Origin of the sequence: Staphylococcus casei (assembly GCF_030294405.1) — a bacterium.
Taxonomy (GTDB): Bacteria; Bacillota; Bacilli; order Staphylococcales; family Staphylococcaceae; genus Staphylococcus; species Staphylococcus succinus.
The window spans coordinates 890343-904629 of sequence record NZ_CP125718.1; the positions used below are offsets into that span (position 1 = coordinate 890343).

Genomic DNA, 14287 nt, shown 5'->3' on the forward strand with positions numbered 1-14287 from the left:
GTGAGAAAGAATGCAACATGAACACCCTCTAGTCGGTTGGAATGTGTTTGGTATAGACATCGTGTTTAATCTATCGTCTATTATGATGTTGATTATTTCAGCGGTTATTGTTTTTATCATAGCTATTATATGCACACGAAACCTCAAGAAACGTCCAACTGGTAAACAGAACTTTATAGAATGGGTATTTGACTTTGTAAGAGGCATTATAGAAAGTAATTTGGCATGGTCAAAAGGTGGACAATTCCACTTCCTTGCAGTGACCTTGATACTGTTTCTATTTGTTAGTAATATGATTGGTTTACCATTCTCTATTGTTTCAGGACATACCTTGTGGTGGAAATCACCAACTGCTGATGCAACAGTAACGCTAACATTGTCTACATTAATAATATTGTTAACACATTTTTATGGACTTAAGATGAAAAGCACCAAGAAATACTTTGGAAATTATACAAAACCTATATTCCTTATGCCGATTAACGTGTTTGAAGAGTTTACTTCGACCCTAACGTTAGGGTTACGTTTATACGGTAACATTTTTGCAGGTGAGTTATTACTCGGCTTATTAGCTGGATTAATATTTAACTTCCCAGCATGGGGTTGGATTATAGGATTGCCAGGTTTAGTTATTTGGCAAGCATTCTCAATATTTATTGGCGCAATACAGGCTTATATATTCATAATGTTATCAATGGTGTATATGTCCCATAAAGTTCAGGACAGCCATTAAAAATAAAAAAATCAAAAGAGAAAATTAGGAGGATTTAATAAATGAATTTAATCGCAGCAGCAATCGCAATCGGTTTATCAGCACTAGGAGCAGGTATTGGTAATGGTCTTATCGTTTCAAGAACAGTAGAAGGTGTCGCTCGTCAACCAGAAGCACGTGGACAGTTAATGTCAATTATGTTTATCGGTATTGGTTTAGTTGAAGCATTACCTATCCTTGGTCTTGTAATTTCATTCATCGTAATGTTCATGTAATTACATTTTTCGTAAAAGGCGAAGCCATCATGTGCTTTCGCCATTCGTTTTTATCTATAGAATTACGATTATAATGAATGAAAGGAGTGTCTATGTAAGTGACTGCTACGACAAATATGTTCGTACTTGGTGCAGCTGAAGTTTCAGGTGTTCAGTGGGGGACAGCACTTGTTACATTTGTAACATTTCTAGTCCTGCTGGCTTTATTGAAAAAATTCGCATGGGGTCCATTAAAAGAAGTAATGGATAAACGTGAACGCGATATTAATAAAGATATTGATGATGCCGAACAAGCTAAGCTAAATGCACAAAAGTTAGAAGAACAAAACAAACAAACACTAAAAGAAACGCAAGATGAGGTTCAAAAGATTTTAGAAGACTCTAAAATTCAAGCACGCAAACAACATGAAGAAATTATTCATGAAGCAAATATTAGAGCAAATGGCATGGTTGAAACTGCACAAAATGAAATTAACAGCCAAAAAGAACGTGCTATTGCGGATATTAACAATCAAGTTTCTGAGCTTTCTGTATTAATAGCTTCTAAAGTATTACAAAAAGAAATTTCAGAAAAAGACCAAAAAGAATTAGTTGAAAAGTACATTAAAGAGGCAGGCGATAAATAATGGCTAACATAGCAAAAAAATATGCCAAGGCGTTATTTGACACTGCTATAGATAATAATAATCTTGATTTAATGTACGAAGAACTTTCAACAATTAATGAAGCAGTTCAAACAGAGACAAAAAAGTTAAAAGCATTTGATGAAGATCCTCATAAAGATGTTCAGCAACGTCGTCGTTTTGTAGCTGTTGTTTTTGGTCATGCCAATCAATACTTACAAAACATGTTAACGATACTTGCTAACAATCGTCATCTTTCATATATTCATGATATATATATCGCTTTTGTAGCTATGTATAATCAACATCATAATCAAGATGAGGCAGTAGTTGAATCCGTGTATGAATTATCTGAAGAAGATTTATCACGCATGGAATCACTAATTAAATCACGTACAAATCTTACTAAAGTTATGATTACAAATAAAATTAATCCAGAGCTTATTGGTGGCGTTCGAATTAAAGTCGGCACAAAAGTAATGGATGCAAGCATTCAAAAAGATCTTGCTCAATTAGAGAAGCAATTTATTAGAGTGAAATAAAAAATTGAAGGAGTGACATAGATGGCCATTAAAGCTGAAGAAATCAGTGCATTACTTCGCTCACAAATCGAAAATTATGAGTCAGAAACTACTGTTACTGATGTAGGCACAGTTCTACAAATTGGTGATGGTATAGCTTTAATCCACGGATTAAATGATGTTATGGCTGGAGAGCTCGTAGAATTTAAAAGCGGCGTTCTAGGTTTAGCACAAAATTTAGAAGAATCGAATGTTGGTGTTGTTATTTTAGGACCTTACACTGATATTAAAGAAGGGGACGAAGTAAAACGTACTGGACGTATTATGGAAGTTCCTGTCGGTGACGAGTTAATTGGAAGAGTTGTGAACCCACTAGGTCAACCAATTGATGGTCAAGGACCAGTTAACACTACTAAGTCACGTCCAGTTGAGAAAAAAGCAACTGGTGTAATGGACCGTAAATCAGTAGATGAACCATTACAAACAGGTATTAAAGCGATTGATGCACTTGTACCTATTGGACGTGGACAACGTGAATTAATTATTGGTGATCGTCAAACAGGTAAAACGACTGTCGCTATCGATACAATCTTAAATCAAAAAGATCAAGGTACAATTTGTATCTACGTTGCAATCGGACAAAAAGATTCAACTGTACGTGCAAACGTCGAAAAATTACGCCAAGAAGGCGCACTTGATTATACAATTATAGTTTCAGCGTCAGCTGCAGACCCAGCACCTATGTTATATATTGCACCTTATGCTGGTGTTACTATGGGTGAAGAATTTATGTTTAATGGTAAGCATGTGTTAGTTGTTTATGATGACTTAACAAAACAAGCATCAGCTTATCGTGAACTATCACTATTATTACGTAGACCTCCAGGCCGTGAAGCTTATCCTGGTGATGTATTCTACATACATAGTAGATTATTAGAAAGAGCTGCGAAACTCAATGATGAGCTTGGTGGCGGTTCAATTACTGCATTACCAATTATTGAAACACAGGCAGGAGATATTTCGTCATATGTCCCTACAAATGTAATTTCAATTACTGATGGACAAATCTTCTTACAATCTGACTTGTTCTTCTCTGGTGTCAGACCAGCAATCAATGCTGGACAATCAGTATCACGTGTAGGTGGTTCTGCACAAATTAAAGCAATGAAAAAAGTTGCGGGTACGTTACGTTTAGACTTAGCGTCCTACCGTGAGTTAGAATCATTTGCTCAATTTGGTTCTGACTTAGATGAATTTACAGCTCAAAAATTAGAACGTGGTAAACGTACGGTTGAAGTGTTAAAACAAGATCAAAACAAACCACTACCTGTAGAAAACCAAGTATTAATTATCTATGCTTTAACTAAAGGTTATTTAGATGACATTCCTGTTGTAGATATTACTCGTTTTGAAGATGAATTAAATCAATGGGCTAAATCTAATGCTTCAGAGTTATTAGAAGAAATTAAAACTTCAGGTGGATTACCGAAGGACGATGCATTTGAAAAAGCTATTACTGAATTCAAAAAAAGTTTTAGTAGAACAGAAGCATAATCGTTAAAGTAAATAAAAGGTGGTGAGATAATGGCATCTCTAAAAGAGATTGATACACGTATAAAATCAACCCAAAAAATGAAACAAATCACGAAAGCAATGAACATGGTATCTAGTTCCAAATTGCGTCGTGCTGAAAAAAATACTAAGCAATTTAGACCTTATATGGAAAAAATGCAAGATGCAATAACTGCTGTTGCTGGTGCAGATAAAAATTCACACCACCCAATGTTAAAACAACGTGAAGTGAAGAAGAGTGGCTATCTGGTTATTACGAGTGATAAGGGATTAGCAGGAGCGTATAATGCAAATGTATTAAAACACCTAGTAAAAGATATAGAAAGTAAGCATGCAAGTAAAGATGAATACACTATCTTAGTATTAGGACAAACAGGTGTTGATTTCCTTAAAAACAAAGGTTATGAAATTCGTGAATCATTAACAGAAGTTCCTGATCAACCTTCATTTAAAGAAGTACAAGCAATTGCTAAAAAAGCAATTGATTTATACAGTGATGAAGATGTAGATGAAGTAAAAATCTATTTCAGTCATTTCGTAAGTGTATTAGAACATAAGCCGTCAATGAAAACTGTACTTCCATTATCTCCAGAAGATTCAAGTTTAGGACATGGCCAAATGTCTTCTTATGAATTTGAACCAGATAAGGAATCGATATTAAGCGTTATTTTACCACAATATGTAGAAAGCTTAATATACGGTACAATTCTAGATGCAAAAGCGAGTGAACATGCAACACGAATGACTGCAATGAAAAATGCATCTGACAATGCGACAGAACTTATTGATGATTTATCATTAGAATATAATAGAGCTAGACAAGCAGCAATTACACAACAAATCACAGAAATTGTTGGTGGTTCGGCTGCACTTGAATAACTATTAAAGGAGGAAAACAGCATGGGATTAGGCCGTGTAACACAAGTTATGGGTCCAGTAATTGATGTTCGTTTTGAACACAATGAAGTTCCAGAAATTAACAATGCCTTAGTACTTAATGTTGAAAAAGATAATGAAACTATTGCTTTAACATTAGAAGTAGCGTTACAACTTGGCGATGATGTAGTCCGTACGATAGCTATGGATTCGACTGATGGTGTAAAACGTGGTACGGAAGTAAGAGACAGTGGGCAAAGTATTAGTGTTCCAGTTGGAGATGCTACTTTAGGTAGAGTGTTCAACGTATTAGGCGAAACGATTGATTTAGATGAAAAAATTGATGATTCAGCTCGTCGTGATCCAATTCACAGAGAAGCACCTGCATTTGATCAATTATCTACAAAAGTTGAAATTTTAGAAACAGGAATTAAAGTTGTTGATTTACTCGCACCTTATATTAAAGGTGGTAAAATCGGATTATTCGGTGGTGCCGGTGTTGGTAAAACAGTTTTAATCCAAGAATTAATTAATAACATTGCTCAAGAGCATGGTGGTATATCAGTATTTGCTGGTGTAGGTGAACGTACACGTGAGGGTAATGACTTGTACTTTGAAATGAGTGAAAGTGGTGTTATTAAGAAAACAGCAATGGTATTTGGTCAAATGAATGAGCCACCTGGTGCGCGTATGCGTGTAGCTTTGTCTGGTTTAACTATGGCAGAATACTTCCGTGATGAAGAAGGAAAAGATGTTTTACTATTTATTGATAATATCTTCAGATTCACGCAAGCTGGTTCTGAAGTATCAGCATTGTTAGGTCGCATGCCTTCTGCGGTTGGTTATCAGCCAACATTAGCAACAGAAATGGGTCAATTACAAGAACGTATTACATCAACAAACAAAGGATCGGTAACTTCTATTCAAGCAGTTTTCGTACCTGCGGATGACTATACAGACCCAGCACCAGCGACTGCATTTGCGCATTTAGATGCTACAACAAACTTAGAGCGTAAATTAACAGAAATGGGTATTTATCCAGCTGTTGATCCATTAGCATCAACGTCAAGAGCGCTTGAACCAACGATTGTTGGCCAAGAGCACTATGAAATCGCACGTAACGTACAATCTACATTACAGAAGTATAGAGAATTACAAGATATCATCGCTATATTAGGTATGGATGAATTATCTGAAGAAGACAAACAAACTGTTGAACGTGCGCGTCGTATTCAGTTCTTCTTATCTCAAAACTTCCACGTAGCTGAACAATTTACTGGTCAAAAAGGTTCATATGTACCAGTTAAGAAAACTGTAGAAGACTTCAAAGCAATCTTAGAAGGTAAATACGATCATATCCCTGAAGACGCCTTCCGACTTGTTGGTGGTATGGATGACGTAATTGCAAAAGCTAAAGATATGGGTGTTGAAGTTTAAAAATTAGGAGGTATGGATAATGAACACATTAAGCCTAAATATTGTCACTCCTAATGGTTCTGTTTACGACCGAGATGATGTTAATCTTGCAGTATTACAAACTACTGCTGGAGACATTGGTGTCATGTATGGACATATTCCTACAGTTGCAGCGCTTGAAATTGGCTATGCCAAAATTAATTTTGACGGCGGTTCAGAATATATTGCAGTGAGTGAAGGTTTTGTTGAGGTTAGACAAGATAAGTTATCCATTATTGTACAAACTGCAGAACCTGCTGAAGAAATAGATGTGGCTAGAGCAAAATTGGCTAAAACTAGAGCAGAATCTCATTTGAATAATGATGAAGATGATAGTGACATTAATAGAGCCAAACGTGCATTAGAACGTGCAAATAACCGTATTCGTGTTGCTAACTTACAATAGACTTACAAAATTGAAGTTCCTTAAAATAGGAACTTCAATTTTTTTATGTCTCATCTTAATAATTTAAAATATTATTTTTTAGTAATTGATGAATAAAGCACAGGATAATGGGAAAAATATCTTATAATAAAGTATAATAGAGCATGCCATATAATTTGGGGCTTCAGTATCTTTTGGCTCATATTTCATGTAAAATAAATAATTAGTGAATAGCGAGGTGCAGGACTTATGGAATATATGGGACAATTTTCAATTGTTCATCTCATATTGCATGTTATTTGTATTTGTCTTGCTTATTGGGCACTTAATGCTGTGAGATTAGATCAATTTTTTAAAAAGGGATATCCTCTGCAAGTACAAATATGTATGATATTTTTAGCGATTTTATTAGGAACAGCTGTTAGCAACTTTATTGTTGATTTATTACAATTTTCAACTCAAATAAAATATTTGGCGCAATAATTCAATTACTGTATCTTTTTTGAGATTATAGATATAATGATTTGGAAGTAACAAGAAATTAAAAAACGTAATTTTAAAAGTAGTTAAGTGGAGGATTTAAGATGGATAAGATAGAAATTAATGGTGGAAATAGATTAACAGGCGAAGTTAAGGTGTCAGGCGCAAAGAATGCTGTTTTACCCGTACTAACTGCTTCACTTTTAGCATCTGAAGGTGTGAGTAAACTTAAGAATGTACCGGCACTAAGTGATGTCGAAACGATAAACAATGTGATATCGACGTTAAACGCCGATGTTTCTTATAATAAAGAAGAAGAATCAGTAACTGTTGACGCTACAAAGCAATTAAATGAAGAAGCACCATATGAATACGTGAGTAAAATGAGAGCAAGTATTTTAGTTATGGGGCCACTTCTAGCTCGTCTTGGCCATGCAAAAGTAGCACTTCCAGGTGGCTGTGCTATTGGTTCAAGACCTATCGAACAACATATTAAAGGGTTTGAAGAGCTAGGTGCAGACATCCATATGGACGGCGGTTTTATTTATGCTAGCACCAAAGATGGCTTGAAAGGAACAACAATTCATTTAGATTTTCCAAGCGTAGGAGCTACACAAAATATTATAATGGCTGCTTCTTTAGCTGAAGGTAAAACAGTCTTAGAAAATGTAGCACGTGAGCCTGAAATTGTTGATTTAGCGAATTATATCAATGAAATGGGTGGTAATGTAGTAGGTGCAGGTACGGATACTATTACAATTCATGGTGTTGAAAAGTTACATGGTGTTGAACATTCAATTATTCCTGACAGAATTGAAGCAGGTACATTACTTATTGCTGGTGCTATCACACGTGGAGACATCGTTGTACACGGTGCGATTAAAGAGCATATGACAAGCTTAGTTTATAAACTAGAAGAGATGGGCGTTAATTTAGAATATCAAGGTGACTCGATTCGAGTTAGTGTAGATGGTCCACTAAAACCGGTAGATATTAAAACATTGCCACATCCTGGGTTCCCAACAGATATGCAATCTCAAATGATGGCATTATTATTAACAGCAGATGGTCACAAAGTTGTAACTGAAACGGTATTTGAAAATAGATTCATGCACGTTGCTGAATTCCAACGTATGAATGCCCAAATAACAGTAGAAGGCAGAAGTGCTAAGATAGAAGGAAAAAGTGAACTTCAAGGTGCTCAAGTCAAAGCAACAGATTTACGTGCAGCTGCGGCATTAATATTAGCTGGTCTAGTAGCCGATGGAACGACTCAAGTAACTGAACTTATACATTTAGACAGAGGCTATGTGGACTTACATGGCAAATTAAAAGCTTTAGGTGCAGATATTAAACGTACTCAAGACTAATACTATGTTAGTATTTAATTATAAGCATCATAGAATAAAGAGTTGGAGGAAGCAAAAATGGAAACAATTTTTGACTATAACCAAATAAAAGAAATCATACCACATAGACAGCCATTTCTATTAATAGATAGAGTCGTTGAATATGAAGAAGGTAAACGCTGTGTAGCAATTAAACAGGTATCTGGTAATGAACCATTTTTCCAAGGTCACTTCCCTGAATATGCAGTAATGCCTGGTGTTCTCATTACTGAAGCTTTGGCACAAACTGGTGCAGTAGCTATGTTAAATGATGAAGCCAATAAAGGGAAACTTGCTTTGTTTGCAGGCATCGATAAATGTAGATTCAAGAGACAGGTAACGCCTGGAGATACATTAGTATTAGAAGTTGAGATTACTAAGATGAGAGGACCTATCGGTAAAGGTAATGCGAAAGCTACTGTAGATGGTCAACTTGCTTGTAGCTGTGAGCTAACGTTTGCGTTGCAAGATAAATAATAAATAAAAAAGCCTTAAAGATTTGATAGTATTAACAAATCTTTAAGGCTTTTTTATGTTAATTTCTTTCAACTCTTTCATCCTTGAGCCTTGGTTTAGATTGCATCATTCGATTAAATGATTTTTTTAAGTCTTCTCCAGTTAGGCCTTCGTCTATCAACTGTTCTAATAAACTTTCAGCATATACTTGTCTAAGCGTATAAATATGACATTCAAAAACTACAGAAATTGAATGTTCAAGGCGACTAATATTTTTTATTGTTGCATCAAAGAGCGCTGGATCATTCGCTGGACGTGTAATAACTACACGTATATCAAGTAAAGTCTCATCTTCCATGTATTGCTTCATAGTTTCATAATGGAAGTCTGAAATGACGATTTCAAGTAACCAGCCAGTGCCACTATTTTCTTTATTTATAATGACCCCATCATCTAATTCGTATTCAGTCACTCCACCACTTTCTGATACGATTTGAAATCGAACGGCTTTAAATGTTTTCATCGTCTTCACATCCAATTAGTAAATTTAAATTCTACAATTCCTTTATTTATATAATCATTATAACGTAGTTTTAAAACAGAAAGGAAATAATTGTAGAAAACTGTGAGATTTTACTTTTGAAAAAGTTGAAAGTGTATTTTGACTCTAAAATCAAAATTAAATATGATTAGAATATGAAGGAGGTGACACATGATAAATAATATCGTCGTTGTAGGACGACTTACGAAAGCTCCAAAAATATTTGAAAAGGAGGGCAGTAAATTAGCTACATTTTGTGTAGCAGTTACTAGAAACTATAAAGATAAGCATCAAAATACAATTTGTGACTATTTATACTGTAAAGCATTTGGAAAGATAGCCAGTAATATTGAAAAATATATTAATCAAGGTTCACTGGTAGGTATTACAGGACAAATGCAATCACGTAAATTTACAAAAGAAGGACAGACGCACTTTGTATCAGAAATTTATATTGAAACTATCAAATTTATGTCTCCACAATCAAAAGTTGAAACAGAAGCGGTATTTGAGCCATTCCAACTAGAACCCAACCATGAGTCATTAGATGAAATAACTGTACAAGAAACCGATATATATGAAACTGTATAATACTCCCACATTATAACTATCCCAAATATAATCCATCCAAATTAATATACATCAAATCCTACTATCAATTATACTTCTTTCTGGCTATCTCTCTTAAAATACAAATAAGAGAGATAGCTATTTTATTGAATGCAACACTTCCTTGGTAACTCTATTGATGTTGCTTGAGGAAAAAGTGAAAATATAGTTGTAAAAATGCTAAGCATACTGAAAAAGCAACATTATTAGACTGAATAATCTGATAAATTACAAATTTATTACACGATGTGATGCGCTAATTTAGTATTTAAATGGCATTATGATGAAGTTTAAATTATAAGTTTGATAAAAATATACACATTTACCATGTAATTTTCATGTAAAAAAACTCTTGTTTTTTTTATGTCTCTGTAACCTACTACATATTTTTGAATGTTATAGTTGTAACTAGCAAATTAATCATAAAACTAATTACCTTATAGGAGGACTTTTTGGAAATGAAAAAAACAATTATTGCATCAACATTAGCAGTAGGTCTAGGAGTTACAGGAGCAGCATCAGCAGGAAATACAGCAGATGCTTCAGAACAAGGTATCGATAAAGCGCAGTTAGCACAACTAGCGCAATCAAATTCAAGTCAATTAAATGAATCTCCTGTTCAAGAAGGTTCATATAACTATAATTTTAATTTAAATGGTGTTGATTATCACTTTGAATCAGACGGTCAAAACTTTAGCTGGAGCTATGGTGGAGATGTTAATGGTTCAGTAGAACAATCTGCAGATAACAGTGAACAAGCTCAACAAACAGAACAACCACAACAAGAAGCGGCACCACAAACTGAACAAACGCAACAACCACAACAAGAGTCAACTTCAGCTCAAACTTCAAGTGAATCATCAAATGAAGCTTCTGAAGGATCATCAGTAAATGTTAACGCTCATTTACAACAAATCGCTCAACGTGAATCAGGTGGCGACCTTAAAGCTGTAAACCCTTCATCAGGTGCAGCAGGTAAATACCAATTCTTACAAAGTACATGGGATTCAGTAGCACCTGCAGAATATAAAGGTGTATCACCAACTGAAGCACCAGAATCAGTACAAGACCAAGCAGCAGTAGATTTATACAACTCAGCTGGTGCATCACAATGGGTTACTGCATAATTTCAAGTAGTATCTTTGAATCAATGTTTTAATATTAAAGCAAGCATCTCTATTATAGCGATAGAGATGCTTTTTTGTATGAAACGCATTTTTTTGCATTATTTAATACATTTTGTTATGTTTAAATAAATATAAAATTTATAAAATTACTACTAGGGGAGCCTTTGTGCTGAGATGAATTTATTCAGACCCTTACAACCTGATTTGGTTAATACCAACGTAGGAAAGTAGTTTAATTCATAGTTTAATTACTTAATTTTCCTATCGATTAACTACATCCCTACTTGGGTTTGTAGTTTTTTTATTATCAGGAGGACTAACAGTGTTATTTTCAAGTGAGTTAAAACAAGCGTCACAACCAATCATAGAAGCTATTTATAAAGATCCGTTCATCCAGGGTATGCTAAAAGGTAATTTATCTAAAGCTGTAATTAAGTATTACCTAAGGGCAGATGCCTCATATTTAAAAGAATTTGCAAATATTTATGCGTTACTTATACCAAAAATGCAGGAATTGGAAGATGTCCAATTTTTAGTGGAACAAATTCAGTTTATTGTAGATGGGGAAGTAGAAGCACATGAAATATTAGCTGATTTTGTTAACGAGCCTTATAATGAAATTGTAAAAGAGAAAGTATGGCCGCCAAGTGGTGATCATTATATAAAACATATGTATTTTAATGCTTATGCAAAAGAAAATGCGGCATATACAATTGCAGCAATGGCACCTTGTCCGTATGTCTATCAAGTCATTGCTAAACAAGCTTTGCAAGATGAATTGCTTAATAACGATGCATTATTGAAAGAATGGTTTGTCTTTTACAGTACAGAAATGGATGAACTTGTACATGTTTTTGATAATTTAATGGATAAGTTAACTCAAAATTGTACTAATCAAGAAAAACATGCGATTAAAGACTGTTTTTTACAGAGTACAGTACATGAACGTAATTTCTTTAATATGTCAGTTACTGAAGAAGTTTGGTCTTATGGAGGAGATAATAATGAATAAACCTAAAATTGCATTAACTATCGCTGGAACAGATCCAACTGGAGGTGCTGGCGTAATGGCAGACTTAAAGTCATTTCATGCTTGTGGTGTCTACGGTATGGCAGCGATTACAAGTATTGTGGCCCAAAATACAAAAGGTGTCCAACACATTCACAATCTGGAAACAAGCTGGTTGTCTGAACAACTTGAAAGCGTATATGATGATGAATTACCTCAAGCTTTAAAAACGGGTATGATTGCATCTAAAGAAATGATGGAATTAATTCAATTATATTTAAAAAAATATCCTGACATTCCATATGTAATAGATCCAGTGATGTTAGCTAAAAGTGGTGATGCTTTAATGGATGATGATGCCAAATCAGACTTACAAAATATTTTATTACCTTATGCAAAAGTTGCTACGCCAAACTTACCGGAAGCTGAAGAGATTACAGGATTGAAGATAACGGATGAAGCTTCAATTTATAAGGCTGGGAATATATTTATTAACGATATTGGTAGTAAAGGTGTGGTCATTAAAGGTGGTCATTCAGAAAACCTTGATACAGCAAAAGATTATTTATTTACCAAAGAAGATGTATTCACGTTTGAGTCACCGCGTTATGAAACACAACATACGCATGGTACTGGTTGCACATTTTCAGCAGTGATTACTGCTGAGTTAGCTAAAGGTAAATCGGTGTATGATGCTGTAAACAAAGCTAAACAATTTATCTCATTAAGTATTAAATATACTCCTGAAATTGGTCAAGGAAGAGGGCCAGTAAACCATTTTGCGTATATGAAAGAGGTCGGTTTAGATGACGAATAATTTAGAAATACTAAGAGCTAATCAGCCGTTAGTGATTTGCTATACTAATGATGTAGTTAAAAATTTTACTGCAAATGGTTTATTAAGTTTAGGTGCGAGTCCTGCAATGAGTGAAGCACCAGAAGAGGCTACCGATATGTTAAATGCAGCGCATGCATTATTAATAAATATCGGCACACTCACAAAAGCGAAAGAAGCAGACATTATGACTATTGCAAAGACTGCGAATAAAGTGGGTACTCCCGTGGTTTTCGACCCAGTTGCAGTAGGCGCTTCACAATATCGCAAAGCATTTTGTCATCGTTTTTTACAAGAAGTCGATATTGCGATAATTAAAGGTAATGCATCTGAAATTTTAACCTTAGTAAACAATGATACAACTATGAAAGGGACAGATGGTGATGTGACATTAAATTCTGTTGAAATTGCGAAAATGGCACATGAGCATTTAAAAACAGCCATAGTCGTTACGGGTAAAGAAGATGTCATTATACAAGATAACCAAATTATAAAAATTACAAATGGTTCTCCAATGCTTACTAAAGTCACGGGGGCTGGCTGTTTATTAGGCGGCGTGTTAGCTAGTTTCTTACCCTCTCAAAAAGATCAAGCAAGAGAAGCGATAGTAGAAGCAGTAGCACTATATAATATCGCTGCTGAACAAGCAGAAGCAGTGGCTCATCATAAAGGCCCTGGCACTTTTATGATTGAATTACTTAATGCACTTTATCATATTTCATTCGATGATTATTTAGCTTATCGTCGTATACAAGAGGTGTAATACATGTTTAACAAACAGTACTTAAAAGTCTACTTCATTTGCGGTACTCAAGATGTACCTGAAAATAGTTCTATTAAAGAGATATTGACTAAAGCACTAGAGGCTGGTATTACAATGTTTCAATTTAGAGAAAAAGGGACGACAGCACTAAAAGGACAAGCGAAAGTCAAATTGGCGAGACAGTTATGTGCGTTGTGTCATCGTTATCAAGTTCCATTTATAGTTAATGATGATGTAGCGCTAGCTGAAGAAATTAATGCTGATGGAATACATGTAGGGCAGGATGATCTGGATGTAAGTACATTTGCTAAACAATTTAATGACAAAATAATCGGACTTAGTGTGAGTGATATTGAAGAATATAATCGTTCTGATTTAACATACGTTGATTACATTGGTGTAGGTCCAATGTATGCCACGACATCTAAAGGAGATGCAAACGCGCCAGTAGGGCCAGAAATGATACCTCAATTAAGAAACTATATAGATAACTTCCCGATTGTTGCGATTGGCGGTATTAGTTTAGAGAATGCAAGCGACGTCATATACGCAGGTGCAGATGGTCTTTCTCTAATATCGGCAATTGCTAAAAGTGAACATGTTGAACAAACGGTGCAACAATTTTTACAAACTGTCGAATAAAGTATAATATTTTCTTTT

18 protein-coding genes and 1 riboswitch are annotated in these 14287 nt (G+C 34.8%); of the genes, 17 read left to right on the top strand and 1 reads right to left on the bottom strand.

What is annotated here, in order from left to right; genetic code table 11:
- Positions 1–10: 10 nt before the first annotated feature.
- The 11 genes from atpB (at position 11) to fabZ (ending at position 8764) form a co-directional block, all read left to right on the top strand.
- The gene (atpB, locus tag QMO72_RS04105; protein ID WP_046837804.1) at positions 11–733 is read left to right on the top strand and encodes a F0F1 ATP synthase subunit A; all 723 of its coding nucleotides are present in this window, start codon (positions 11–13) and stop codon (positions 731–733) included.
- 41 nt (positions 734–774) lie between these two features.
- Entirely contained in the window at positions 775–987 is a 213-nt protein-coding gene (gene atpE / locus QMO72_RS04110) for a F0F1 ATP synthase subunit C (protein ID WP_002510315.1), read from the top strand.
- A gap of 98 nt (positions 988–1085) precedes the next feature.
- Positions 1086–1613 (top strand): F0F1 ATP synthase subunit B, encoded by a 528-nt coding sequence (locus QMO72_RS04115; protein WP_046837803.1) that lies wholly within the window; start codon positions 1086–1088, stop codon positions 1611–1613.
- A complete protein-coding gene (locus QMO72_RS04120; protein ID WP_103266260.1) occupies positions 1613–2152 on the top strand; it encodes a F0F1 ATP synthase subunit delta in 540 nt (179 codons plus the stop codon). Before QMO72_RS04115 ends, QMO72_RS04120 begins: the two co-directional genes overlap by 1 nt.
- A 21-nt stretch (positions 2153–2173) precedes the next feature.
- Positions 2174–3685, top strand: coding sequence for a F0F1 ATP synthase subunit alpha (gene atpA / locus QMO72_RS04125; RefSeq protein WP_103266261.1), 1512 nt, complete (start codon positions 2174–2176; stop codon positions 3683–3685).
- A 30-nt stretch (positions 3686–3715) separates the two neighbouring features.
- Entirely contained in the window at positions 3716–4582 is an 867-nt protein-coding gene (gene atpG, locus QMO72_RS04130; protein WP_069823671.1) for an ATP synthase F1 subunit gamma, read from the top strand.
- Between the two features lie 21 nt (positions 4583–4603).
- A complete protein-coding gene (gene atpD, locus QMO72_RS04135; RefSeq protein ID WP_046837799.1) occupies positions 4604–6016 on the top strand; it encodes a F0F1 ATP synthase subunit beta in 1413 nt (470 codons plus the stop codon).
- A gap of 19 nt (positions 6017–6035) precedes the next feature.
- Entirely contained in the window at positions 6036–6440 is a 405-nt protein-coding gene (locus QMO72_RS04140; RefSeq protein WP_103266262.1) for a F0F1 ATP synthase subunit epsilon, read from the top strand.
- Positions 6441–6668: 228 nt separating this feature from the next.
- The gene (locus tag QMO72_RS04145; protein ID WP_069823673.1) at positions 6669–6902 is read left to right on the top strand and encodes a DUF1146 family protein; all 234 of its coding nucleotides are present in this window, start codon (positions 6669–6671) and stop codon (positions 6900–6902) included.
- A 101-nt stretch (positions 6903–7003) separates the two neighbouring features.
- Positions 7004–8269, top strand: a complete 1266-nt coding sequence (gene murA, locus QMO72_RS04150) for a UDP-N-acetylglucosamine 1-carboxyvinyltransferase (protein WP_069823674.1) — start codon at positions 7004–7006, stop codon at positions 8267–8269.
- Between the two features lie 57 nt (positions 8270–8326).
- Positions 8327–8764, top strand: a complete 438-nt coding sequence (gene fabZ / locus QMO72_RS04155) for a 3-hydroxyacyl-ACP dehydratase FabZ (RefSeq protein WP_069823675.1) — start codon at positions 8327–8329, stop codon at positions 8762–8764.
- 58 nt (positions 8765–8822) lie between these two features.
- Here fabZ and QMO72_RS04160 read toward each other — a convergent pair whose 3' ends face one another.
- Positions 8823–9266 (bottom strand): YwpF-like family protein, encoded by a 444-nt coding sequence (locus tag QMO72_RS04160; protein ID WP_069823676.1) that lies wholly within the window; start codon positions 9264–9266, stop codon positions 8823–8825.
- A 189-nt stretch (positions 9267–9455) separates the two neighbouring features.
- Here QMO72_RS04160 and QMO72_RS04165 point away from each other — a divergent pair, with 189 nt between their 5' ends.
- The 6 genes from QMO72_RS04165 (at position 9456) to thiE (ending at position 14269) form a co-directional block, all read left to right on the top strand.
- The gene (locus QMO72_RS04165; protein WP_103266263.1) at positions 9456–9875 is read left to right on the top strand and encodes a single-stranded DNA-binding protein; all 420 of its coding nucleotides are present in this window, start codon (positions 9456–9458) and stop codon (positions 9873–9875) included.
- Positions 9876–10351: 476 nt separating this feature from the next.
- A complete protein-coding gene (locus QMO72_RS04170) occupies positions 10352–11020 on the top strand; it encodes a transglycosylase family protein (protein WP_069823753.1) in 669 nt (222 codons plus the stop codon).
- A gap of 144 nt (positions 11021–11164) precedes the next feature.
- A riboswitch (TPP riboswitch) is annotated at positions 11165–11263 on the top strand.
- 79 nt (positions 11264–11342) lie between these two features.
- Positions 11343–12032: a thiaminase II gene (tenA, locus tag QMO72_RS04175; RefSeq protein ID WP_103266264.1), complete on the top strand. Its 690-nt coding sequence runs from the start codon at positions 11343–11345 to the stop codon at positions 12030–12032.
- Positions 12025–12846 (top strand): bifunctional hydroxymethylpyrimidine kinase/phosphomethylpyrimidine kinase, encoded by an 822-nt coding sequence (thiD, locus tag QMO72_RS04180; RefSeq protein ID WP_103266265.1) that lies wholly within the window; start codon positions 12025–12027, stop codon positions 12844–12846. The genes tenA and thiD overlap by 8 nt, the downstream gene beginning before the upstream one ends.
- A complete protein-coding gene (thiM, locus tag QMO72_RS04185) occupies positions 12836–13627 on the top strand; it encodes a hydroxyethylthiazole kinase (protein ID WP_103266266.1) in 792 nt (263 codons plus the stop codon). Before thiD ends, thiM begins: the two co-directional genes overlap by 11 nt.
- Positions 13628–13630: 3 nt before the next feature.
- Positions 13631–14269, top strand: a complete 639-nt coding sequence (gene thiE, locus QMO72_RS04190; RefSeq protein WP_103266267.1) for a thiamine phosphate synthase — start codon at positions 13631–13633, stop codon at positions 14267–14269.
- Positions 14270–14287: the final 18 nt, after the last annotated feature.